The 25407-nt window shown below is 34.6% G+C and carries 16 protein-coding genes; 9 read left to right on the top strand and 7 right to left on the bottom strand.

Annotated elements, in window-relative coordinates; translation table 11 throughout:
• Positions 1 to 864: 864 nt before the first annotated feature.
• The 8 genes from WN975_RS10030 to WN975_RS09995 all read left to right on the top strand — a co-directional run bounded on the left by WN975_RS10030 (position 865) and on the right by WN975_RS09995 (position 14967).
• Positions 865 to 1911: a phosphotransferase gene (locus WN975_RS10030; protein WP_337966418.1), complete on the top strand. Its 1047-nt coding sequence runs from the start codon at positions 865 to 867 to the stop codon at positions 1909 to 1911.
• Positions 1912 to 2321: 410 nt separating this feature from the next.
• On the top strand, positions 2322 to 5651 hold the full coding sequence (locus WN975_RS10025; protein WP_337966417.1) for a SusC/RagA family TonB-linked outer membrane protein: 3330 nt from the start codon (positions 2322 to 2324) through the stop codon (positions 5649 to 5651).
• A gap of 11 nt (positions 5652 to 5662) precedes the next feature.
• Positions 5663 to 7198, top strand: a complete 1536-nt coding sequence (locus WN975_RS10020) for a RagB/SusD family nutrient uptake outer membrane protein (protein WP_337966416.1) — start codon at positions 5663 to 5665, stop codon at positions 7196 to 7198.
• 30 nt (positions 7199 to 7228) lie between these two features.
• Positions 7229 to 7864 (top strand): fasciclin domain-containing protein, encoded by a 636-nt coding sequence (locus WN975_RS10015; protein ID WP_337966415.1) that lies wholly within the window; start codon positions 7229 to 7231, stop codon positions 7862 to 7864.
• Positions 7865 to 7946: 82 nt separating this feature from the next.
• On the top strand, positions 7947 to 9026 hold the full coding sequence (locus tag WN975_RS10010) for a DUF5007 domain-containing protein (RefSeq protein WP_337966414.1): 1080 nt from the start codon (positions 7947 to 7949) through the stop codon (positions 9024 to 9026).
• 252 nt (positions 9027 to 9278) lie between these two features.
• On the top strand, positions 9279 to 10943 hold the full coding sequence (locus tag WN975_RS10005; RefSeq protein WP_337966413.1) for an RICIN domain-containing protein: 1665 nt from the start codon (positions 9279 to 9281) through the stop codon (positions 10941 to 10943).
• 180 nt (positions 10944 to 11123) lie between these two features.
• The gene (locus tag WN975_RS10000) at positions 11124 to 13508 is read left to right on the top strand and encodes a family 20 glycosylhydrolase (RefSeq protein ID WP_337966412.1); all 2385 of its coding nucleotides are present in this window, start codon (positions 11124 to 11126) and stop codon (positions 13506 to 13508) included.
• A gap of 154 nt (positions 13509 to 13662) precedes the next feature.
• Positions 13663 to 14967: a M20/M25/M40 family metallo-hydrolase gene (locus WN975_RS09995; protein ID WP_337966411.1), complete on the top strand. Its 1305-nt coding sequence runs from the start codon at positions 13663 to 13665 to the stop codon at positions 14965 to 14967.
• A gap of 185 nt (positions 14968 to 15152) precedes the next feature.
• Here the strand turns inward: WN975_RS09995 and WN975_RS09990 are convergent, their stop codons facing one another.
• From WN975_RS09990 to WN975_RS09960, 7 genes are all read right to left on the bottom strand, one after another.
• The gene (locus WN975_RS09990; RefSeq protein ID WP_337966410.1) at positions 15153 to 16913 is read right to left on the bottom strand and encodes a thiamine pyrophosphate-binding protein; all 1761 of its coding nucleotides are present in this window, start codon (positions 16911 to 16913) and stop codon (positions 15153 to 15155) included.
• 1 nt (position 16914) lies between these two features.
• Entirely contained in the window at positions 16915 to 18624 is a 1710-nt protein-coding gene (locus WN975_RS09985) for an FAD-dependent oxidoreductase (RefSeq protein ID WP_337966409.1), read from the bottom strand.
• 136 nt (positions 18625 to 18760) lie between these two features.
• The gene (locus WN975_RS09980; RefSeq protein WP_337966408.1) at positions 18761 to 19600 is read right to left on the bottom strand and encodes a DNA-binding domain-containing protein; all 840 of its coding nucleotides are present in this window, start codon (positions 19598 to 19600) and stop codon (positions 18761 to 18763) included.
• A 9-nt stretch (positions 19601 to 19609) separates the two neighbouring features.
• Positions 19610 to 20524 (bottom strand): DUF692 domain-containing protein, encoded by a 915-nt coding sequence (locus WN975_RS09975; RefSeq protein WP_337966407.1) that lies wholly within the window; start codon positions 20522 to 20524, stop codon positions 19610 to 19612.
• The gene (locus tag WN975_RS09970; protein ID WP_337966406.1) at positions 20524 to 21102 is read right to left on the bottom strand and encodes a hypothetical protein; all 579 of its coding nucleotides are present in this window, start codon (positions 21100 to 21102) and stop codon (positions 20524 to 20526) included. Before WN975_RS09970 ends, WN975_RS09975 begins: the two co-directional genes overlap by 1 nt.
• A 10-nt stretch (positions 21103 to 21112) precedes the next feature.
• Positions 21113 to 22633, bottom strand: coding sequence for a ferritin-like domain-containing protein (locus WN975_RS09965; protein WP_337966405.1), 1521 nt, complete (start codon positions 22631 to 22633; stop codon positions 21113 to 21115).
• A 132-nt stretch (positions 22634 to 22765) separates the two neighbouring features.
• Complete coding sequence (locus WN975_RS09960) at positions 22766 to 23740, bottom strand: heme-binding protein (RefSeq protein WP_337966404.1); 975 nt, start codon at positions 23738 to 23740, stop codon at positions 22766 to 22768.
• Between the two features lie 646 nt (positions 23741 to 24386).
• Here WN975_RS09960 and WN975_RS09955 point away from each other — a divergent pair.
• Positions 24387 to 25406, top strand: coding sequence for an alpha/beta hydrolase (locus WN975_RS09955; protein WP_337966403.1), 1020 nt, complete (start codon positions 24387 to 24389; stop codon positions 25404 to 25406).
• Position 25407: the final 1 nt, after the last annotated feature.

Genomic DNA, 25407 nt, shown 5'->3' with positions numbered 1-25407 from the left:
ATAAAACAAGTAAGTTTCTGCTAAAAATTTTGGCTTTCATTATGTCAAAAAAACTTTTATTAGAGTTGTTTTGCAAGACGATTACGAACAAAAATTGAAGTTTTTGAAAATGTAAAATGATATATTTCATAGCTAATCTTCTCATAAATTATTTAACTCAAAATCGTTATTAATATCTTTTAGAAACATCTTTAAGCTTTTATATAAAAAAGATATTCTCTCCATCATAAGCCAAGATTTTTTTTGGGGCATAAAAGTTCAAGCAAATATTCTGAAATGAATTTTTATGCGGTAAAATTTACGGATTAATTTTCTTACATTTTATAAAATTGGAATAATTTAAAAAAAACGAGAGAAACGTGTTGAGATATTAATTTTAATGTGCTCGTACACATAATTTTAATGTGCACGAGCACATTTTTTTTGATTTTTGTTTTATATGTAAAAAAAAAAATATAGTTTAGTCATGGAATTATGAAAAATAGTGTTTAATTCTTAAGTTAATAATCATAAAACTATTATTTGTTTACTATTATGTCCTACTTTAAGTTTTTTTTAAGAATTGAATAAATCGCGTATAATACGAGTTTACGGCATTTTTTAAAATTGTATAAAAACGGCATTAAAATGAGCCTTTTTTATAGGAAAACAAGAGGTTTTAAAGTGATAAAAAAGTAAAAACAGAACGATAAAACAAATAATATTTATTCCTAAAGCAAAAGCCTTAAAGTTTAGAATAGAACGAGTTAAGGTTTTGTTTTTAGTTTAAAATAATAAAAAACAAAAGTAAATGAAGTCAACATTAATGATGGTTGAAGTAAAACTTAAAAAAATACAGCATCAAGGCAATTATAAAAAACAAGCATGGAAGAATTAATTAAAACTGTCTTTAAAGATTTTTATCCCAATAAAACAATCCTTACGTATTCTGCCATACAATTTGGTCTGATCAATAGTACTTATAAAATTGAAACTGCTGATGGAGATTATATTTTGCAAAAAATGAATCAGGTTGTTTTTCCCAATATAAAATCGTTACTGAATAATAAGATAAAAACAACTTGGTATTTGAACGCAAATGGGTTTCCTACTTTAAAATTTATTGCAAATAGAGAAGGACATTTTTATTCACAACAAGGTCAGGCGATTTGGCAGCTCTCAACTTATATTCCTTCGGTGGTTCTGGATCGGATTGATTCAAATATAGTTGCAAGTCAGGTTGGGGATTATTTGGCGAAGTTTCATAAAGCATTGCTCGGTTTCCCCATTTCGGAATTAGAATACACAATTCCGGATTTTCATAATACCATAAAAAGATTTTCTGATTTTGAAGAAAGTGTAAAAAATGCTTCGCCGGAAAGATTATCGAATGCTAAAGAATCAATTGTGTTTTTAGAATCTAATTTTAAAACGATAGAACGCGTTGCTAATGCAATAAATACGCAAAAAATTCCTGTGAGAGTTGTGCATAACGATACTAAAATTGGGAATATGCTTTTTGATGAAAATAAAAATATTCTATGCATTATAGATTTTGATACGGTAATGCCCGGAAGTATTTTTCATGATGTAGGTGATAGCTTAAGAACGGGAGCCAATAAAGCTACAGAAGAAGAAAAAGATTTATCAAAAGTATGTTTTGACATAGAAATCTATGAGGCTTTTATGAAAGCTTATGTTGCTGAAGCTTCTTGTTTTATGTCTGAAGAAGAAGCAGATAATATTCATCTCAGTTTACCACTAATTCTTTTTGAACAAGCCTGTCGTTTTTTGGGAGATTATTTAAATAATGACAGTTATTATACTACAACATACGAAGATCAAAATCTGGTGCGAGCAAAAACACAGATTAAGCTTATGTATGATGTACAGTTGTATTTGAAAACAAAAAAAGAAATCATTTCTAAGTAAGATTTTAAAATTTTCGAAAATAATATTGCCTTTAACCAAAGTAGAAACCAATAAACCGATAACCAATGAATATAGTTTATTAAAATTAAAAGGAAAAAAATCAGAGCAATAAAAGTACTTTTTAGACAACTCTGATTCCTGCAAATCAAAAAACAACAACTCGTTTTTTAATGTCTGATTTTAAGAAGGTTAAATCTTGTTTGATTTAGCTACGGCTCTTTCTATGCCTTTTTTTAAAATAAATAAAAGCAAATTATCTAAAAATAATAGGGTTTCATTTTGATTCTAATTTTTGATTTTGAAATAAAATATAAAACGCCAACAACGTGCCAGATAAGGCAACTGTACTCTTTATTATGTTATTAACCAATTGATTAAAAATTCTTATTAACCAATAAACAACCAATTTTATGAAAAACCAATTTAACCCGGTAAATACTGGGCTATTAACCAAACAAAAAAAGATATTTCTCTGGACAAAGAAGAATTCGATATTGTTTTTTGTCACCTTATGTAGTATTTCCTCTTTTGGTCATACATTAAAAATTTCACTTCATTTAGAAAAAGGTGAGATAATGGAAAATGCTGAGAAAACAAAAGCAGAAAGCAATCTGAATTTTGTTGCCGATGTTGATCCCATTACCGGAAAAGTGACGGGTGAATTAGGTGAAAGCCTATTTGGAGCTTCTGTTAAAATTAAGGGAACAAACAAAGTAGAATCTACAGATGTTGACGGAAGTTTTTCTATTGCGGCAAAAGAAGGTGATGTTTTGATTGTTTCTTATGTTGGATTTATTACGAAAGAAGTAACAGTTGGCAACCAAAAACAATTAAATATCAGACTTAAATCGGCCCAAAATGATTTAAGTGATGTTGTTGTTATTGGTTATCAAAAAGTGCATAAAAAAAATGTAAATGCTGCAGTATCAACTATTAGTAGTAAAGATTTGCAGGATATTCCGGTGATTAGTGTTTCTTCTATCATTGGTAGTTTGGCAACAGGAATACAAACGCCTACTCAAACGGGCGCGCCTGGAGGAAGAGGATCTTTGGTTATTCGTGGAAATACCAGTATGTCAGGTTCTGGATATAGTAGTCCGCTTTATGTAATTGACGGAGTACAAACATCTTTAGAAGATTTAGCTGGATATAATACTTCCAATACAGATTTCCTGGCTTCATTAAATCCAAATGATATTGAAAAAATAGATTTCCTAAAAGATGCTTCTGCGGCGGCGATTTACGGATCACGCGGTGCAAATGGAGTTATTATTATTACAACCAAAAAAGGTGGAGCTTTGGATAAACCTGAATTTACTTTTTCATTAAACACAGGATTTTCTCCTATTCCAAATCTAGTGACAATGAATATAGGATCTGCCGAAAGAAATGCTAAAATGGCAATGCTTTATAAATGGTGGAAGTCTGATGATGTGCAGACATCGCATGTACCAATGGTTTTATCGGATAGTTTGAATCCTGCCTTTAATAATAAAGTAGATTATCAGGGATTATTTTATAGAACGGGAATTTCTAACAAGTATAATTTAAGTATGCGAGGCGGAAGCGAAACCACAAACTACAGATTATCATTAGGATATGATGATGTAGAAGGAGTTATTAAAAACTCTGGTTTTAAGCGTTATACTTTTTCAGGAAATATTAATTCAAAAGTTGGACAAAATTTCGAGAACCAATTTCGAGTTAATTTATTGCAAACAGACAATCAAACTGGTCAGGGAAATCCTGATGGCGGAAGATTTCAATTCAATAATACCTTGCCTACGGATCCTTCGAACTTAAATTCTTCTTTGTTTTATGTTTCGGATGATAAAATTAAAGCGTTACAAGGAGAATTATCAGATAAACTGAATACAGATGAAACCGTACAAGTAACGCTTTCTGATTTTTTGAAATATGATTTTACGCCTGCTTTTTCTGTTAATGCACAATTTAATTACGTTTATAGTTCTGAAAAGAAAAATTATTATGAACCTTCAACAGTGCGTGAAGAAGGAGATGGTTTTGCTAGTTATGCCTTATATAACCGAAAAAATTTATCATCAGATCTTTATGTCAACTACTATAAAAAATTCGGTAACCATACAGCAACAGCAGTATTAGGACAAAAAACGGATTATAATAAATATGAAGATATGTTTATGTATGCCAAAGGTTTTGGTGTAGATGCGATCAAGGTTATCAACGATCGTTATACTCAAGGTCAAATTAATGGTTACACAAGTATAGAGTCAAATGCTTTGCTGTCTTATTTTGGACGTTTGGGATATCGTTTTAAAGAACGTTATATGGTTGACGTTGCGTTTAGTAGGGATGGATCTTCTCGTTTTGGTGAAGATGTTCGATATGCTAATTTCTCTTCTATAGCGTTGGGTTGGATTATTTCTGATGAGCCTTTCATCAAAAAAATCACCGGAAATGTTTTGAGTTACGCAAAATTAAGAGCCAGTTACGGTGTTAACGGAAACGAAATTGATGAGAATTTCCTGAGATATGGATCTTACAGATTAGGATATGGCGGAAATCCGTTATGGTCTAATTTGATGAATGTTTCTACTTACGGAGGCACAACAGGAGTTGTAACCGATTATAATACTATCGGAAATCCGAATCTTTCCTGGGTAAATTCAAAACAATGGGATATTGGTTTTGATATGGATTTGTTCAATAACCGAATCAATATAACTTTTGATGCTTATAACAAGAAAACAGAAAATCTATTATTCGAAACACTTTTTCCTGCTTATTCAGGATTCAATCAGGCAAAGTCAAATGTTGCCGGAGTAATGAATTATGGCTGGGAAGGAATGATTAAATGGCAAATATTTTCGATAGGAAATCCTTGGAAACTAGAAATAAGCACGGGAATGAGCCAAAACAAAAACTATGTGACTAAGCTTCCTAACGGAAACAAGGATTATTATGGATATGATGCTGGCAGAGACAGAAGTTATGGATATGTGGTAGGAATGCCATTGATTCTTCCGGTACAATTCAAGAACGAATATATTGTCGATAATCTAAGTCAGTTACCAATAAATCCATACACTGGCGAAATATTACACGGCAAATCTGCTTGGGGAACTATCGCACCGGGAACACCAATCTGGAAAGATTATAATGGTGATTATTTATTAGATGAAGCCGGCGATTATAAATTGGACACTTCATTTAAACCAACACCTGATTTTACAGGATTATTGAATATAAATTTAAAATACAAAGGTTGGTATTTACAAGCTTACAGCCAATTCTCATTTGGTTCTGATATTATAGATTCTTCTACACAAAAATATTTGGATAATTACGACAGGGGAGACGATTGGGCTGTTAAAGGTTTACAAGATCTAAGCGGATTGTATTTTTGGGAGAAACCCGGAGATGGTGCAGCTGGAGCACATTATCCTGCTTTGTATCCTGCTCGTCCTAATACAACTCCGTATTATAGATTTAGAAGCGGTCAGTCTTTGTGGAAAGAAAGTGGTGATTATTGGAAAATATCAAACGCTTCTATTGGATATACAATTGACAAAAGTCGTGTTTTAGAACAAATACATATTTCTCGCGTACGCATTTATGGTTCGGTTATAAATCCATATCAATGGCAACGTTCTAAAGTTGTTGCAGATGCTTCTCAAGTTGATGAAATGGGATACACACTTGGTAATGGATATCCACAATCGAAAACATTTTCACTTGGATTGGATATTAAATTTTAAATGAATTAAAAATGAAAAAATATACATACAATAAAATAACGATTCTGACTTTTTGTTTGTTTAGTCTTTTTGGCTGTACAGATATGTTGGATCAAGAGCCAATGGGATTGGCAACTCCGCAAAATTTCTGGGTTTCTCAAGCCAATGTTGAATCAGCTTTAGCGGGAGATTATGCTTTGCTAAAAGAAGCTTTGACCAAAGATTCAAACTTCTTATTATGGGGAGAATTTACCGGAATGACTTTTATGAATAGTCAATTTTGGATTGTAGATTATATCGAAGGAAACGGGAATTATGTTCTGGCGTATCGCGATGATTCACGCAATTGGAAAAGTTTTTACAGAGCCGCAAACTGGGCACTTTCTATCGAAAAACACGTAAGCGAAATGCCGGATAGCGCTTTTAGATCAAAAGCCGAAAAAAACAGACTTATTGGCGAAGCAGCCTTTGTAAGATCATTATCCTATTTCTATTTGGCACGTATCTGGGGAGATGCGCCAATTGTAGATGAGGTTATAGAGACTTCAGATCAATTGATTAAGGACGGTTATATCGTTACAAAACCAAGAGAGAATGAACTTAAAGTCTTAGATTTTTCTTTGGCTGCAGCCAATAAAGCGATTGGTTTATTAGAATATTCTACACCAGGCGCTCCTAAATGGGCTATTACTGCCAATAAAGCAAGTGCCGAAGCTCTAAAAGCACATATCACGCTTTGGTATGCAAGTAGAGATCATGGAAATACTGCAATGGTTACTCAGGCTCTTGCAGCTGCAAATTCAGTGATTCAAAACAGTCATGCTTCACTTATTGATTATGTAACTGAAGGCGTAGATGGATTTAATGATATGTGTATCGGTCAATCTAAAACAGGTCTTTTTGAAATTAATATAAGTGCTGCGATGAATGAATCGTATCGAGTTGACGGAGGAGATACAACTCCGACAGGATTAACTTTAACGAATCCATTTTTTCTAAGTCCAAATTCAATTGCACCTATTATTAGCGATGATTTTTATGGTAAGGATATGATGAATTCAGATTCTGACAGAGACAACGATAAACGTAAAGAATTGTTTTTTAGCAATTTTGATTCAAATGAACAATCTTCTTTAATGAAATATTCTCAAACAGCGCGTGACGGTCAGGCATCTGATCCTTATGCGAGATTTTCAGAATCTAATATTTTAATTTTCAGATTAGCAGATATCTACCTTCTTAGAGCAGAAGCAAATATGAAATTAGGAAATACTTCAGCTGCTGTTGCCGATATTAACACAATCAGATCTAAAGCTAATGTGCCTAATTATACTGGTGCAACCGATAATGAATCACTTACCAAAGCCATTTTTGACGAACGCGCCATTGAATTAGTAGGCGAAGGACAATCAGGATTTGACAGAATCAGAATGAATTATTTTGCGGGAGTAAGTTGGATGAATCCAAATAGAATTGCTCACAAAGGTTGTTTTTGGCCAATTGATCCATCAGTAATCTCCATTAATTCTGCCATTATTCAAACCGACTTTTGGAAAGGTAAGTTGTAATTTATTTAATAATTTTTAAAGAACATAAACATGAAATATATAGTAATAATAATAGTGCTTTTCAGTATGTATTCCTGTTCAAACGACGACTATCTAATTGATGGTGGTCTTGCCAATCAAAATGTTGGAGTGTCTACATATGATTTTCTAAAATCGCATAAACAATTGGACACATTGGCTTTATTGATCCAAAAAGCAGGAATGATTGATGTGGTTAATGCCAAATCAACAACTCTTTTTGCTCCAAATAATTTGTCTATAAAAAATTATATTTTTTATATGAAAGATATCCAAGAGAATCCAAATTATGGTATTAACGATATTCCTGTAGACGATTTAAAAGAAATATTGGGAGGATATATTTTTGATCAAAGTCTGGATCGCAGCAAATTGGTAAAAGAGGGTAAAATTTATATGACTCATAATGGAGAAGAAAGAAAACTTTCGCTGGAACCTGTTGAAGATTATAAAGATCAATTAGATCAATTTCCGGAATATGTCTTTTATACTTTCAAAGGAGAAGATGATTATTGGGGACCAAATCCTGCTGAAGGAGGCGAAAATGACGATGTTCATACTGTTGTGAGAACTTCAAATTTAATTTCTACAAATGGAGTAATTCATGTACTGCAAGGATCTCATCATTTTTCGAATTATGTCGATTAAGATTTAGCATCAAAATGAAATAGTCAGAATCAATTTTTGAAAGCTATTTCTAAGAAAATTTTAAAAAATAATATATGTACATATGAAAAAGATAATTTGTTTATTAGGTTTTAGCCTATTTATATTATCCTGTGAGCAGCCAGAAGTAGGCTATATAAGTGATAATATACATTCACTACAAGACACAATCACCGTTCCTCGCGGCGTGTTTTTTTCTTCTGTGCCGCCAGCAGTAGAAGGATCAACATATCCAATGGAATGGGCAATTACCAGTATTACAGATAAAAACGGTAAACCAACCACCGAATTGCAGGATAAACATGAGATTTTGACCTGGACGGCGCCATTTGATCCTACTACAGATACTACGCTGGAATTGGCAATGAAAAAATTAAAACTGAGTCCGCAACCTTCAATTATAATGAATCCCGTAAGTGGAGAATTTGTTTTCACACAAGCTTCGAAATCGGTTGTTGAAGATAATTTTATAGTAAATGTCAGCGCAAAAAATGTTCGTGGAGAACGTCAATTAGATAATTTCACACGTATAAAATTAGGTCCTTTTGTTCCTGTAGAATTCAAAACCGAGATGAGATCAAGACTACAATTGGGTAAAGGCGGAGGTGTTTATGATACCGGTTTTACATATTCTGTATTGAATGATAGTGATCCAAAAGTGTCGGGTGTATTAAACGGAACCGATCCTTATATCACAGTTGTAAAAATAAGTGAAGAACCAAAATTAGCCATAAAAGTAAAAATGATTATTGCAGATAGTCACGGAGCAGCTCTTGATCCTAATAAAGTAGTTTTTAATTATAGCGGATCTGCGCCTTTGCAAAATTATCATGATAATACTATAGGAACTGTTTTGGATTCAGAAAGCACCACTTTTGGATTACCGGCGCCACCATTCCCACAATACGCAAGAAATTATACGGGTAACGATGCTTACTTAATGTATTATTTGACAACAGCGGATGCTTTTACAGTTGACAAAGCAGCTTTTGAAGCAGCAAATGGCGTAAAAGACTGGAGTAAATATATCGATCCTGCTACTGGTCAAATTCGAAACAGAGCTTACATAAGATGGGGAATGAAAATTAATGATTCCGGTACTTGGGAAATTCGAATGAAAATTCCATTTACAACCAAAAAATAGATTTGTATGCTAAGTAAGCATCTGCATACTTGAGTGTATAAAACCCTATTTAACAATGTCCCGGTTAGAAAGTAAAGCTTTGAAAAACATTATTGCCAGGACATTAAAATGCATAAGTATTAAAATAAAACATATTAGATATCAGCCTGTTGTAGTAATTTTTAAGCAGTTAATTTATTGAGAAGTAAAGAATTATATTTTTTGAATCGTATCAAATAAAAATAATATTAACAATTAATCAACTTTAAAACTATGAGATCAAATACCCTTTTTTCTGCGCCATTAGTGGCTATGTTTTTCCTTTTATCTGTTGTAATGTCTTGTCAGGAAGATACCATTAAAGAAAGTCCGCAAGCATCAAAATCGGGCAAAAGTTCTGCAAAAGCCGCAGCGGCAACTGGCGAAAATGCAGCACCATCTGAGCATCTTTATTTTTCTTTTCCATCCGATGCAATTCTTAAATTACACAAAATAAAAATCACCCAATCGGCGAATGCAGAATATTTTTCGGTTCACAATTATTCTGGAGGTTATGCAGGTTTGCAACAAACGCCCGATACGTCTTTTGGCACACCCAATATTCTGATTTCTTCATTATGGGATCCAAATACAGCCGGAGGAATTTTCTCTGAAGTTGCTTACGCCGATCCTGCAACTGTAACCAGCAGATTTGGAGGCGAAGGTGACGGATATAAAACAATTAATCCTTATCAATGGGCACTAAATACTTGGTATAATATAGCTTTGAGAGCGTGGAAATTAAACGGAAAATTATACATCGGTACTTTTATCCAAAATCAAACTACAGGAATTTGGTTTCATACTTCGACATTAGCGATTCCTGACAGAACCACTTTTTTAGGCTCAGGAAATGACGCCTTTTTAGAAAACTGGACAGGATCTGACCCTGCTTATGATGGAAGATTCATTAGAAAAGCCTTCTTTAAAGATTGTTGGAATTTAAGCACTACAAATACTTGGGAAAAACACACCAGCAGAAGTTTTAGTGCAAATGCGGGTGATGAAGGCAGAAACGGAATTTATGACAGAGCTTTCAACTCAGGCTACGATGCTACAGAAGATGCTTATTTTATGGAACATGGAGGTACAGTTCAGCCTAGCGCAGGATTTGGAACAGGACGTACATTAGCTCTTCCGGCGCAAACCAATCAAGGTACTGCTCCGGTTTTAACAATTGCTCAGGTTCAATCGGCGACAGCCATTAGCAGCGGAAATACAGTAACCGTAAATTGGACAAACAATCAAACCAAAAGCCCACAATTTTCGTCTAAAGTAGAATTACTTGATCCTTCGGGAACAGTAGTAAGTACCGTAAACGAAGTATTGCCTCAAAAAAGAGCAGCAACGATTACAAGCACATTAGGTACCGGAAGTTATTCGGTAAGAATCACTATTACAGATATTTTCAACCAAAATTCTACTCCATTAGTAGTACCGGTTACAGCTAATTCTGGTCCAACAGCAGGTACTTGGTATAAAATTAAAAATGTAGCGAGCGGTCTTTATCTGGCTATTGCGAGTAACAGTACAGCCAACAGCGCTTTTCTTGTAGAAAGCACGAGTGCAACCGGAAACGGGCAAAAATGGAAATTTAATGCACAAGGAACTGCTTACGTAATTGTTAATGCCAACAGTAATAAAGCACTTGATATTTCAGGCGGAACACAAACATTAGGCGGAAACATTATTCAATATACAATTTCAAATGGTGCAAATCAGCAATGGAATCTGATTTCTGCGGGTTCTGGTAAATATGTAATTCAAAGTAATTTGTCAAATCATTATGTACTCGATAATCCGGGAAGCAGCACTACAAGCGGAACAAAAATTGTTCAATATAGCATTAATGGCGCAACAGGAAGTCCAAATCAACAATGGATATTGGAAGCACAATAAAGTAACCAAAGCAAAAGAGATGGATTTAAACCATCTCTTTTGTATTTTGAAAAATAAAGAGACAAAATAACAGATAGCTATGTGCATTTTAAATAAGTGAAAACGCCTTTTTTTGAGAAGTCAGAATCTATGTTTCTATGTGTTAAAATTAATTACACCCAACGGGTTAACAATAATAATATGAGTTACAAATTTTATACTGGAGTTGTATGTTCTTTGTTGATGTCAATGCAGACATTCGCACAATCCAAAATGATTAAATCAGATTCGATTTATTTGGCAGAAAAAATAATAGTAGAACCTTTTATTTCAAAAGAAACTTCAACTTATAAGATGCCAGTAAGTCCTGAAGGATTTGAATTGAAATTAATAGGATCAGATAATCTTTCGGTAATAAATAAGTCGGGAAACATTTTTACTCCGTTGCAAAATACTACGGTTAATTTGTTGTTTAAAGCAAGTAAAATAAAAGATGGTTCTTCTATCGAGATTCCTTATTCTGTAAAAGTAGAAGGGATTTATAAAGATCAGGGAAAGAATGTGAAACCATTTGTAATTCCTTCATTACGAGAATGGCATGGAGACGAAGGTAATTTTGTGTTGACCGCTAAATCAAGAATTGTGTTGGATGAAAAATATGCAGATGTATTGAAACAGGCGGCAATAATTTTTCAAAATGATTTGGAAGAACTATGTAAAATAAAACCAACTATTGTTTCGGGAACTCCGAAATCCGGTGATATTTTTATCTCTTTAAATGGCAATAAAGAAGAATTAGGTTCGGAAGTATATTCTCTTTCGATAAAAGATTTTGTTTCGATTAATTCGGCACAATATAAAGGAGCTTTTTGGGCAACACGTACTATTTTGCAAATATTAGAAAGAGACACAAAACATTGCTTTTTGCCAAAGGGAATTTCAAGAGATTATCCTAAATATGAAGTACGAGGATTTTTGTTGGATGTTGGAAGAAAGTATTTCAAAATCGAATTTTTGCGAGATTATGTAAAGATGATGTCTTATTATAAAATGAGTGATTTTCAGTTGCATCTTAGTGATAATGGTTTTGTAAAACAGTTTGATAATAATTGGGACAATACTTATAGTGGCTTTCGATTAGAAAATGAAAGATATCCGCAATTGCCTACTAAAGGAGAGTTTTATACCAAAAAAGAGTTTGTTGATTTGCAAATACTTGCCGAGAATTACGGCGTAAATATTATTCCTGAGATCGACGTGCCAGCGCATTCTTTGGCGATTTCAAAAGCATTTCCGCAAATTGCAAGTAAAGAATTTGGCAAAGACCATTTGGACATAAAAAATCCGGAAACTTATACAATAGTAGAAAACATATTTAAAGAATATTTAGAAGGAGAAAATCCGGTTTTTCGTTTTAAAGAAGTACATATTGGAACTGATGAATATGATAAAAAAGAAGCGGAACCTTTTAGAAAGTTTACAGATCATTTTATAAAATACGTACAAACTTTTAACAAAGAAGTAAGAGTTTGGGGCGCTTTGACTCACGCACAAGGAATTACTCCCGTTACCTCAAAAGGAGTTACAATGAATGCCTGGTACAACGGTTATGCCGATCCTTTTAAAATGAAAGAATTGGGTTATCCTTTAATTAGTACGCCAGATGGTTTTCTATATATTGTGCCTGCCGCGGGTTATTATTATGATTATTTAGACCTGAAATATTTATATGATAAATGGGAACCAGTTGTGATTGGCGATGCCGTTTTCAAGATGGGAGATCCTTTTATAAGAGGAGGAATGTTTGCCGTATGGAATGATGTTCCGAAAAACGGAATCACCGCTCAGGATGTTACAGACAGAGTATTTCCGGCGATTCAGGTATTGAGTGAAAAAATGTGGAGTGGCGCTGAGGTTGCAGTAGATTTTAATGAGTTTTCGGGCAAAGCCAAAGATATAAACGAAGGTCCGGGACTTAATTTGAGAGGGAAAATTTCTGCTAAGGATTCTTTAGTTTTAAATTATAAAATGAAAGGTAATGATAAAGAAATAAAGAAATTACAGCATGCTAATTACGTATTTGATGGGAACAGAAAAGTATTAAATTTAAAAAACAGTAACAGTTCTGCGAAACTTTCGTACAACGAAATTGGATATAATTATACCGTTAGTTTCAAAATAAATCCTTCCCAAAATAATACTGCGAATGCTGTTCTTTTTGAATCAAATCATGCAATTGTAAAGCTAAAACAAGGAAATACGTCAAATCTTGGTTTTTCTCACGAAGGAAAAGATTATGATTTTGGTGTTGTTATTCCGGAAAATAAATGGACCAGTATTGCTATTACTGGGGATAATAACTCAACGACTTTATATTTAAATGGAGAATTGGCTAAAAAACTCACAAGAGAAAAAATCCCAACTGGATATCAAAAAGACTCGATTTGGGTAATGAAAACTTTGTTTTTTCCGCTTGATAAAATTGGAGGCGGCGAAAATTCTTTTATCGGAAAAATTAAAGATTTAAAAGTATTCAATCAGATTTTATCAGAAACACAAATTCAAGCTATAAAGGAAGAGGAATAAAAGAATAAGGATTAAAAAAGTTCTAATTTTCATTGAGACTTTGTAGTGGTAAAAACAGAATTCGAACCTTAAATTTGAAACCTGCATATACTAATTTTTGTAAATAATTAACGTACTTTTGGTTTAACTAAAATGTTATTTATAAAAGTAAAATATGAAAAAAATTATTGTAAGTATCTTTGTTCTAAGTCAATGTTTTAATGTACATGGGCAATCGATTGATAAAATTATTACCAATAAGGAAGTAACTCGTATAGAGAAAATACTTTCGGCTGATGATATGCAGGGTAGGAGAACTTTTACTCCCGGTATTGATAAAGCATCGGCTTTTATAGAATCAGAGTTTAAACAAATTGGTTTGCAAACTTTCAATGGAGCAAAGAATTACAGACAAGAATTTTCGATGACTTCTTCTAAAGCAGTTTCTTCAAAAATTACTATTGATGGCAAAGAAATAAATAATAATCAAGTTGTAACATTCTCATACCTTCCTCAAGTTTCTTTAACTGAAAAAAGCGATATTTCTATTGTAAAAATCAGTAAAGGAGATAACATTGGGGAGAAATTTAATGAGTATTATAAAAGTTCGAAAAATCTTTTGGTACTAGTTGATTCTTCATTTGATAAGGTTTTACAGAATATTCAACATATTGATAGAATAAATGCTAATCCAGGAAATAATACGATTATGTTTGTTTTTGGTACCACAGAAGCGACCACTTTTTCTGTTGAATTAACGAATACAATCTCCAAAAAAACATTGAATAATGTTGTTGGAATATTACCTGGAAAAACTAAACCAAATGAGTATGTGATTTTTTCAGGACATTATGATCATTTAGGAGTTGGTTCTCCTGAAGAAGGTGCTCCGCATACTGCAACAGATTCTATTTATAATGGTGCTAATGATGATGCCGCCGGAACAACAGCAGTAATTATGCTTGCGAAATATTTTAAAAAACAAAATAACAACGAGCGCACTATTATTTTTACCACATTTGTAGCGGAAGAAATAGGTGGTTATGGAGCCAAATATTTTTCTAAACAGCTTGAACCGGAAAAAGTGATTGCGATGTTCAATATTGAAATGATAGGAACAGAATCTAAATGGGGTAAAAACTCTGCTTATATTACAGGCTTCGAAAAGTCGAATATGGGACAGATTTTACAAACTAATTTAACAGGATCAAGTTTTACATTTTATTCAGATCCTTATCCAGACCAACAATTATTTTACCGCTCAGATAACGCTACGTTAGCTAAGCTTGGAGTTCCTGCTCATACTATTTCTACTTCAAAAATGGATAATGAGCCAACGTATCACACAGTTGATGATGAATTTGAAACGTTAGATATTGATAACATGACTCAAATTATAAAATCAATTGCATTAAGTTCTTCTTCGATTATTAGCGGAAAAGATACGCCAACAAGAGTAGATACGACTCACTTAAAATAAGATAAGTAAATTATAAATAATAAAAAAAGCACTGAAAATGATTGGTTTTCAGTGCTTTTTTGTTCTTATATAGGTTGACTATTTTTGTTTTATTTATATCAAAAATATTTAATTGTAGACCCAATATCAATCAGTTTCGAATAAAGTTTGAATTCTGCGTATTTAAAATTTAACCGATTTTAAACCTAACATAAACTCCATTTTTCGCTCAGAAATTCATCTTCACCAGGCTCTTCTGTTTTATAAGCAATTGCTTCCGGAATAGAAGTTTTAGGTATGTTTACATGTATAATGGTATTTTCCTTAATGTTGTCAAGTTGATTCAAAACGGCTTCGAGTTCGTCGAGAGTGCTGACTTCAAAACCTTTGCCTCCAAATACATCAACGAGTTTCGCATATTTCCAACGGTGCATTTCGTTATAATCATAAACGCTGTTTAAATCCGGAACGCTATATTCTACCTTGTGTTCAACACGAAACGGATTTGGATTAACAAGCATTTGTTCAATTCCATAAATACCATTATCCAAAACAAAAACTATAGTGTCGTGTTTCAGTTTATTCTGTGTAGATATGGCCTGACAAGTTTCCTGAAAAGCTCCGTCTCCAACAAATACTACCGCTCTTTTATCAGGTCTGGCACATTTTATTCCGGTTGCCGCAGGAACAGAATAACCTATCGAAAGCCACGATGCCTGTGCTACGAATCCGTTAGGTTCTGCAATACGAATACCCTGAGCGCCCAATAAAGGAAACCCCGCATCAGCAACGACGATATGTCTCTCATCTATAAAACTATTGATTCGGCTGAAAAATGAATCATAAGTAAGCTCCGGTTTCCCTTTTTTAAGCATTGTGTTATCAGCTAAGAAAAATGATTCAGGCAACTTCTCTTCATCATACATTTCGTAAGCACTAAAATTAACTTTGGTAAGTTCTTCTTTAAGAAATATAATAAAATCCCTTAGCGATACATTGGCCACATAAGATGCACCAATCCTTACACCGCTGTGATTGGCAAGTACAGTATTTTCTTGCCAGACATCAAAACCACCCAGATTTTTGCCGGTGGTCCATACGCCAAGACCAATTTTTAGCCCGGCTTTTGAAAATTGGTCATAGACATCTTTTGGCGATGCCTTACCATTAAAAATACCTTTGAACTTAGGATGGTTTTCGGATACGATTGATTTCCCAAGTATAGAAGTCACAAATTCAGTGTCGGTAGTTTCGATCAGATCAAGGAATTCCTTTTGAATACCATAACGCTGGATTTCAATACCGCCCCAAAAAATAATTTCTTTTCCTTTTGCCAATCCAGCTACTCTTTTAGCAGCTATCCGTGCACTTGATTGACATTTAGAGGATTCTCTTTCTACTAATGGAGCGTCAGGCGGATTGCATTCCATTCGCCACACATCTTCAAAAACTTCAAGATAAACCGGTCTTCCATATAAGATACACGCATTTAAAACTGAATCAATTTTATAAGGAGCATCTGATGAACCTGTAACTTGTTCTGCCGCAACGGTAACATTTCGAAATACATTGATGTTGCTGTACATATCACCTGTCATGTGTGATGCAAGCATGCCCTGAACGAGGCTTCTTTGCTGATCTTTATTGGTTGGAGCTCCATTAATAACAAGTACTGGACAATGTTCTACATAAGAACCCGCAACCGAATTAAGCAGCGTAAATGCTCCCACACCATAAGTTACCGCTACTGCAGCGAAACCGTTTTGACGCGCGTAAGCATCAGTGCAATGTCCGGCGTTTATTTCATTTGTGTCGTTAACGATTTTAATTTTTGCATTTTTGTCTTCGTGAATCGTATTCAAAAACGGCGCGGTATAATTGCCTGCAATTCCAAATAAATGGGTAAGTCCTAATTGTTCCAGACGTATTTGCAGGTATTTTGCAACGGATATTTTTTTCTGTGACATCTTAAATTGGGTTATTCAGGTTACCAGTATTTTCGTTTACTTCGAGTGCAGTACGGATTCCGGACTCAATTGCGCCTTCAATCCAGGCATGTTTCAGCGAAGTATGCTCTCCGGCAAAATGTGCTTTTCCTTCCCATTCAGTTGAGATTATATGTTGCTGCAATAATTGTAACTGTCCGGGATTAAATATTGCTGCTTCACCATAAGCATACGGGTCGCGCATCCAGCTTTGTGTTGCCGCACCAACTAATCTTCCGCCTTTCTTTTTATAGTCTTTGATGCTTGAGGTAATTACGGCAAGGTCAATAATGCGCTGTTGTTCCTTCGGGTCATCAGAGTGCATGATCGCCAGATTTTTAAGTGCATAAAAATACCTGTCGTCATCATCCATAGAATCCCAACGGCTTGCTTCGTCAGACCAGCAATAAGATGCCAATACGACACCATGGCCTTTAGCTCCCAAATCATTACTTGGATAATAGGTAAAACGGTTTGAAAAATCAGTAATCGTACCACCGCCAACAATATTATAAGGAGCTTCCTGCCACCATTTTTCACGAAATTCCAACAATATTTTAGTAGCAGAATCATAGTGCAGTTCTCGGATTGCTTTTCGTTTTTCCTGTTTGAATTGCGGTGTTACATATACATGTCGTAATGCAGAAAATGGTATAGTGACAATTATTTCATCAAATTCCAGATCACTAACAGGTGTTTTTAAAGCTTTGAATCCTGCGTCTTCATAAAACTGAAAGTCACGTTGTACTTCAATATCAACTTCTATTTTTACCTTGTTGTTAACGAGCTTCATTTTGGTCATTCTGCAGTCAAAATAAGTGTTTTCTTCGAGATTATAAGCTTTGAAGAATGCATTTGGCAACAAGTCGCTTCCGCCAACAATTTCCATAAAAGTGGTAGAATCCTTGATGATATTTTGCTCAATAAAACTCTGGATAAAATCATAGGCCATTCTGGACTCCAGATTTTGCATAACTCCAATCATCTCGATAGCATTTTCTGAATACATCGAATGTTCTTTTAAGAAACGACGCATCGAATATTCTCCATAGCGCTCGATTAGTATTGGCCAGTTTTTCTCAGGATCTTCTGCAATAAAAGCCTTAAGCGGTTTAATGAGAATGTCCATTAAATCGCTGGCACGCATGTTTTCACTTTCGCCCAGATCAAAGCCCAGTAGTTCGTTTACATTAACATCTTTTTTGATATATTCATTCTGTACAACACGTTTGCGGTTAACATAGAAAAGGGAATTTCTAGTAACATCCGGCTCCTTTTTAGTTGAGCCTGCCTGATATGCGATTGCTTGTTCCTTATCGACAGACAGATAATAAAAAGGCTCGGTTTTGAGTCCGAGTTTTTCAATATATTTTAGCACCATTTTGTGTATGGTCGGGATACGCATTGCACCCGCTTCGCCATAAACAGTGTCGTCTTCAAAATATTTTTTCTTTTCAGAATTTCTGAAAGTCTTGATTCTTCCACCAACACGAGTGTTTGATTCGACTATTGTAACATTATGTCCGGCTTCTTTTAGCATAGCTGCGGCTACCATTCCGGCCATTCCGGCACCAATGATTAATACGTCTTTTGGTTTATCCGTACATGGGATTCCCCCGTCAATGTATTTTAAGTAGTCTTTAATAATGTCGTCGTTGTCTTCGTCGAGTAAACCGTGTAAATAGTTTTCCATGATTAGGTAGTTTAGTTATTGGGTTATTGTTTTTGGGAATGAAATTATCTATAAATTAACGCACTAAAATCTTGAATTTTAAGCGTAATTCTACCTGTTTTTATATTGTAGAATATATGATTTTTAGTGTTTTATCTTAAACTCGGAAAAAATTAGCAGTTATCCAGGATTCTTTCCAACTGTACCAAACTTCATCAAATGAAGGTGTATTTTCTTTGTATTGGTTTTTAAAGAGTTCTTTGGCTTCAGCAATATTGTTTTGTTCTTTCAAATAAGTCAAAAACTCAAATTGTTCTTTGTGCAAATCATAAATAGCTAATTTAAATTTGTGTCGCAGAACTACACAATAACTTTCGCTTTCAGAAGGCAAATTGGGTTGTTTTTCATTTTTAAAATCAGAATAGTATTTTCGAACAGGAAATTTGAATTTAAACAACTCACATATAGGTACAAGTTTTAGTTTGTTTTCATCTGAATCTATTGTGGCTAATTGGTAATCTTCTTCGGCTTTCATTTCGAAAATAACGCCAATGGCATATTCATATCGGGCGAGTTCAATCATGAAATCAATCCAATCTTCTTTGATATTTTCATGAGCATCGGGTCTGTTCTTTTCAAGATAGTCTGCAAAATGAGCTCCTAAATAGGCTAAGTTATAATTCTGTGAAGGCTTTGAAGCGAGATAATCATCGGCGAAAGCGCAAAAAAGATCCTCGCCTAAGGCATATTCTAAAGCACTAAATTGCTGTGACATACAATTTCGTAAACGAGCAATATAGCTTCTTTGGTAAATACCCAAATGTTCCTGTGCGGTAAGTTTTTCAGAATGACAAATCACATCTTCAATTGAAGCAGCGTTTAATTGATCCGAAAGTAAGTCACTGGGATTAACGCTCGTTTGCTGGTAAGGATCTAGTAAAAGTTGCTGCATCCAATGTTGGAAATTTCTTAATGGTATTTTGACCGTTTTCTGCATTTTTTGTGCTTATATAAATTTATTCATTTCAAAAAGATTCAATGGGTTTGAAACCTGTTCTTTATCCATAAACCGGACTTCATTTTCAACTCCAATAAAGGTTTCATCCATATATTGTTTTGATTTTAGTAATTCGGAATGATACACATCGAAAGGCGGAATATTACCATCCCATTCTAATAAAACCGAAGCTTCATTTGCCAGTTGATAAGCCATTTGAAACAATTTCCATACCTGAGTATTCACTTCTCTATCATGCGTATCAATAATATAATTGCCACAATTTTGATGACCAGCGAGGTGCATTTGTACAATTTTATCATGCGGAATTCCTTTGATATATTCTACAGGATCAAAATCATTATTGAAAGAAGACACATAAACATTGTTTACATCCAGAAGTAATCCGCAACCAGTTTCTTCGGTCATTATTCGTAAAAATTCCCATTCTGGAAGCGTAGAATTATTAAAGGCAGCATAAGTGCTTGGATTCTCGATAATCAGCGGTCGTTCTAAAAAGTCCTGCACCTGATTGATTCGGTTACAAACGTGTTTTAAGGATTCGTCATTTAGCGGAAGCGGAAGTAAATCGTGCGAATTGGTTGTTAAAACTCCTGTCCAGCACAAATGGTCGCTAATCCAGGCTGGTTTTACCTCGGTTGCCAATTGTTTTAAACTTTTGAGGTAATCCAAATTTAGCGGATCAGTACTTCCAATAGACAACGATACCCCGTGCATGACCACGGGATATCGTTCTGCTATTTGATGTAAGATGTATCTTGGACGTCCATGCGAGTCCATAAAATTCTCAGAAATTACCTCAAACCAATCTACGGCAGGATTATTCTTCAGAATATGCTCAAAATGCTGGCTTCTAAGTCCTAAGCCCAGCCCTAAATTCGGTAATCCGAGTCTGGAGTCCATTACTTTTGTGGTTTACAATTTGGAAGATTCTCCGGTAGTTTTTCCTTACTTTCCTGTTCCATTTTTGAAACTCTTAGATCGGCAGCAGCCTTTCTTTTATCAGGGTTATTTATATAAGAACAAGATCTTGAACCACTTTGTCCGCAAGAAGAATAATCCTGACCTGTTGTACCGCGAAGAGTGTTTACGTAGGCATCAGTTGGTCCGTATGGTAGTGGAGCAGGGCCATATTCCTCGCCATTTTCTATTCTTTTTTCTTGGAAACGTATTCTGGCTAATTGCCAAACGCTAAGTCCTTTATTAGGACCCTGAGCCATGAAACGAGAAGCTAAAATAGGCACACCACAGCTACCTTGATAGCGACATTCGTTTTGACCAGGATGACAAAATTCTTCGGTAGTTCCAAAAATACCACAGCCACCTTGTCCTTTGCAAGCGTTTAAAGTGTGGCAAGGATGACCAACTGCCGTTGAGCAATCACCTGTTCCAGCACAATCATTATTTCCTGAATATCCTGTGTTTTTACATGAATTAAGCCCCATACATACGTGAAGCTCTCTATTTTCTAATTCTGACATAATATATTTTTTAAGATTGGTGAGTATAAGGTGTACCTGGTACTTTAGGCATATCGGCTACAATGCTATGATCTAGTCCTACATCTGGTAGAGACGGAAAATAATTTTCGCTTTTTATTGCCCAACCCCAATTGACAGGATCTGCTTTAGCCAATTGATCGACTAAGCTCATAATTTGTGCTTTGGGTCTCAGAAAACTTTGCTCAAATGCAAAAGGTTCAAATGTCAGAGCACCTTTGTAGGCTGCATTGCCTTTGGTATAAGTGTACTGATTGATTTGGTTTCCAACACCGCTCAAAAGCCAGATCATCGATTTGTGAATACCGTACATGAATAAATCGTATTGGGTACTTTCATCTTTGTGATAGCAGGCTTCAATCATTAAAAGAATATAAGCAAAAACGGCATTACCCAATTGTGAGCACAATGCCAGTGCCTGGTTACCCGAAGCAACATAATCGGCTGTTTTAGGATTTGCATCAGTATCATATACAAAATAGCTAAAGAAATCGTCTAAGCCACGAATCTTACTAAACTTTTCCTGATAGTAACCACCAAAACTGTAGGCTTCCAGAAATTTAGCAAAGTGAGCAAGTTCTTTTCCGTTATCATCATAATCACCTGGCCAAAAAACGGCCTTTCCATCAATAATCTCCATTGGTACAGGCATTTTATTTTCGCCCCATTCTAAGATATGTTGTGGTTTGTCTTTACTACTTTGTCCTTCTCCCTGTTCAACAATACGATGTAAAGCTTCAATTGCTGATTTAGCATCATATACTCCAACAAGTCCGCCACTGTCATCATGATTGGCAAACTGAGGATTGTGGTCTCTGTCATAATGCACAGTATTCATGGAATTTTGAGAATAGAATGGTCTCGCATTTCCTGAATCATCCGGAGGAAGCAATTGTGGTCTGTAATCATATGGTCCCGGGAAATCTTTTTCTACGCACTTAATAATTAATTCGTACAATTTACCAATAGTATGATATTCAATTGTATTTAATAATTGTTTGTCTTTATGAGGATCTACAAAATCTTCAGGACTTTCTATCTGCAAAAAAGTAGTCAATTGATCTAATGATAATTTTGCAGCATTAATTTGAAACTCCGGAATATGTCCGTCTAATTGTGTTGGAAAGGTTAATATTTTTCCAATTCCCATAAGATCCGGTGCAGTTTGACAAACAGCTTGTTTGACATTGCAGGCGAGAGCAAGGTGTAGCATTTCTTCGATCACAACACTCATGATTAAAGCTGCTGCTTTATTGGAATAAACCAATATGTCGACTTTAAGTTCTTGTGCCAATTCATCAATTTTTTCAGGAGTACGTCCGCCGACTTGAGAAAGCTGAGCGTGGATTTTAGCGTACAATTTGTCCTGATCCTGTGCTCTGTTTATCGAATAATAGGTAGATAAATACGTTGGGATAGTTGCAAGTTCAAGCGCAATTGCTTGTTGCATTACATCCTTGATATTCTCTTTCGTTACCGTATCCGAAAATTTAAAAAGTTTTTTTGTTTCCATGTAGTTAATTTTTTTTGGAGGAATAGGTTTATTTGTAATCTTTGATTGTTTTAAATTTTATACGTATCTGTAAACTACCAATGTCATCGGTTAATCCAATTCCATATTCAGCATTCAGATTTGTGCGAATGTTTATACCTTTTGCAAAGTATTGGCGTCAATATGCAGAAATTCAGTAGGAACTCCATTAATCAAAAACTGTAAAACAATATTTTGAATGTATTGCAACTGAACGGTTCCGTTACTCAAAGTTTCAACATACCAAGTCGTTTCCATTGAAATTACTTTACCAAAAGAATTTTCAAAATTGATATTGTTTACTCCGCCACCATGATTAGTAGTACTTACCGTAATGCTGGAATAGTTTGTAACTGTAATTCCATTGGCATTTAAGGAATCCAATTGCTGTGTCAGATAGGTTGATGGATCAATAATAGATTGGTCTGTAAAAGGTAATTGAGTTCTGTCGGCGGTTGGAAAAATTGGATTGCCTGTTCCGGTAACAACTGGTCCTCCAACCATCAAAATGGAAACACCGTGTGGTACCGAAATTTGTTTGTTGTATTGAGTCGTTGGATCTTGTGTGGGAATAATGGTATTGTCAGGAACTGTATTTGGACCATAAGGACCTTCCAGTTGAGGTTGTATTGCGTGATAGAGCCAAGAGCCATTTTCGGCGTGAATTAAGGTGTTTTCTATTGGTTGTTGTCCGTTTGGATCAGCATTGTTAGCAATGTAAACTCTTTGTTCATAAAAGAGTACGCCACTTGTTTGTGTGTATCGGCCCTCGCGATTTGGTGCTCCGCCCGCTATAGCCGAAAAAGAAATTTCTTCAAAATAAGGGAAGTTTTTAGTGATATAACCACTTGGAACATCTGCCTGAGGCAATGGCATAACATTGTAACCCGTAGCATTAGCTCCCGTGGGACTGTTCCAGGTACCAATAAAATTATTTAAAAGTCCAAGATTAGAAGTACCAATAACTGTTGGCTGATTCGTAGTTGTTAAAATTGGAGTTGTAATGTCTGGTATTACCGCTGGTGCCGTAGCAGCTTGTTGCGCCAGATAAGGGCAAGTTTGTGTTTCTAGGTTAGTTGAATTTTCCATGTTGTAGATTCTTGTTTAGATTGCTTTTTGGGGTAATTATTTATTCATAAAATTACTACGATGAAAAATTTTAAATTAAAAAAAAGGCATGAGTGCCGAATTTTTATGCATAAGAGACCGAAATAGGAGTATGGGCTCCTTTTTACATTTTGAAGCATAAATTATTGAAAGCAGATTTAGTTTATTAATAAAATTGAACTTAAAATTCTTACTGCTTGATTTTCCTGAAAGATTATTTTAACAACACTTCTGATAAAACATCACCGACGTTAGGAAAGAATTTACTTCTCAGATTATATGACGGAATAAAGCTTCCTATTGCATTCTGACATTTCATTAAAAAACGATATTAAGTTGTTGCATTTTCGTTAAATAGCGAAATATAGTTGGTTTTAAAACTTTAAACATTTGTAAGTTATTGATTTTTAATGTTTTAAAAAATTGGCTTCATTTTGGTTTATAACGTGGCATAACATTAAAAAATGGATTTATCACAGATTACAAGGTTTTTTCGGAAAGAAATTACTTTGTTTCAGATAAGCCTGAATGGCAGGAAATTGCACTCTTTATAGAGAATGGATCGCAAAATTTTCTGCATAAAAATTTATAATAACCAATTATTTAGTAACTAATTAAAATTAAAATCATGAAAACGAAATTATTAAAGACCGCTTTTTTAAACTTTAAAAGTAAAACAGCCCAGCTCATAACCGTTAGTATTTTACTAATAACCTTAATTTCCTGTAATAAAAAAACAGAAGAAACTGCTGCAACACAAACTTCACCTGTTGCATCTTCTGAAACTCCTGAAACTACACCTGCAAATCCGCCTGCGAATTTTAAACATGATTATGCAGAAGTAAATGGAGTAAAAATTCATTACGTAATTGGTGGTAAAGGAGAACCTCTTGTACTCGTTCATGGTTTTGGACAAAATTGGTACATGTGGAATCGTCTGTTGCCAGAACTTTCAAAACATTTTACGGTTATCGCTCCGGACTTAAGAGGTGTAGGCGAATCTGATAAACCAGAAGGAGGTTATGATAAAAAAAATATGGCTAAAGATATTCATGAACTGGTAAAGAAATTAGGATATAATAATATCAATCTGGCAGGACATGATATTGGTCTAATGGTGGCTTATGCATATGCTGCACAATACGGAAGTGAAGTTAAAAAAGTAGCGTTAATGGATGCCTTGCTTCCTGGTATAGAGCCAGTTTGGTCACAAGTTTCGGCTTCTGCATGGTGGTTTGGTTTTTTTGCATGGCCGGCTTCAGGAGATATTGTGAGTGGGAAAGAAAAAGAATTTTTAACAAGCTTCTGGCCTGTAGTAGGACATGTTAAAGATCCTTTTACACCAGAAGAAACAGCTGAATTTATTAGAGCTTATGCAGTTAAAGATGGCGCAAAATCTACTTTTAAATGGTTTGCAGCATTTCCTCAGGATGGAAAAGACAATTTAATTTTGGCAAAAACAAAACTAAAGATGCCGTTGCTTGCTATGGGCGGAGAATATTTTGCCGCTGCTTTCTTAAAAGAGCATTCAAAATTAGTTGCTGAAAATGTAACCGAATCTAAAATAGCCGGTTCAGGACATTGGCTGGTTCAGGAAAATACGGCGCAAGTTCAGAAAGATTTATTGGCTTTTTTTCTTGCTAAATAAG

Origin of the sequence: uncultured Flavobacterium sp. (genome assembly GCF_951805225.1) — a bacterium.
In the GTDB taxonomy this organism is placed as follows: domain Bacteria; phylum Bacteroidota; class Bacteroidia; order Flavobacteriales; family Flavobacteriaceae; genus Flavobacterium.
Note: the sequence above shows the minus strand (reverse complement) of the source record. Positions and strands in the feature narration are given on the sequence as shown.

Coding starts and splice junctions, on each gene's coding strand:
- WN975_RS10030 (WP_337966418.1), top strand. CDS start 865: ATGGAAGAATTAATTAAAACTGTCTTTAAAGATTTTTATCCCAATAAA.
- WN975_RS10025 (WP_337966417.1), top strand. CDS start 2,322: ATGAAAAACCAATTTAACCCGGTAAATACTGGGCTATTAACCAAACAA.
- WN975_RS10020 (WP_337966416.1), top strand. CDS start 5,663: ATGAAAAAATATACATACAATAAAATAACGATTCTGACTTTTTGTTTG.
- WN975_RS10015 (WP_337966415.1), top strand. CDS start 7,229: ATGAAATATATAGTAATAATAATAGTGCTTTTCAGTATGTATTCCTGT.
- WN975_RS10010 (WP_337966414.1), top strand. CDS start 7,947: ATGAAAAAGATAATTTGTTTATTAGGTTTTAGCCTATTTATATTATCC.
- WN975_RS10005 (WP_337966413.1), top strand. CDS start 9,279: ATGAGATCAAATACCCTTTTTTCTGCGCCATTAGTGGCTATGTTTTTC.
- WN975_RS10000 (WP_337966412.1), top strand. CDS start 11,124: ATGAGTTACAAATTTTATACTGGAGTTGTATGTTCTTTGTTGATGTCA.
- WN975_RS09995 (WP_337966411.1), top strand. CDS start 13,663: ATGAAAAAAATTATTGTAAGTATCTTTGTTCTAAGTCAATGTTTTAAT.
- WN975_RS09990 (WP_337966410.1), bottom strand. CDS start 16,913: ATGTCACAGAAAAAAATATCCGTTGCAAAATACCTGCAAATACGTCTG.
- WN975_RS09985 (WP_337966409.1), bottom strand. CDS start 18,624: ATGGAAAACTATTTACACGGTTTACTCGACGAAGACAACGACGACATT.
- WN975_RS09980 (WP_337966408.1), bottom strand. CDS start 19,600: ATGCAGAAAACGGTCAAAATACCATTAAGAAATTTCCAACATTGGATG.
- WN975_RS09975 (WP_337966407.1), bottom strand. CDS start 20,524: ATGGACTCCAGACTCGGATTACCGAATTTAGGGCTGGGCTTAGGACTT.
- WN975_RS09970 (WP_337966406.1), bottom strand. CDS start 21,102: ATGTCAGAATTAGAAAATAGAGAGCTTCACGTATGTATGGGGCTTAAT.
- WN975_RS09965 (WP_337966405.1), bottom strand. CDS start 22,633: ATGGAAACAAAAAAACTTTTTAAATTTTCGGATACGGTAACGAAAGAG.
- WN975_RS09960 (WP_337966404.1), bottom strand. CDS start 23,740: ATGGAAAATTCAACTAACCTAGAAACACAAACTTGCCCTTATCTGGCG.
- WN975_RS09955 (WP_337966403.1), top strand. CDS start 24,387: ATGAAAACGAAATTATTAAAGACCGCTTTTTTAAACTTTAAAAGTAAA.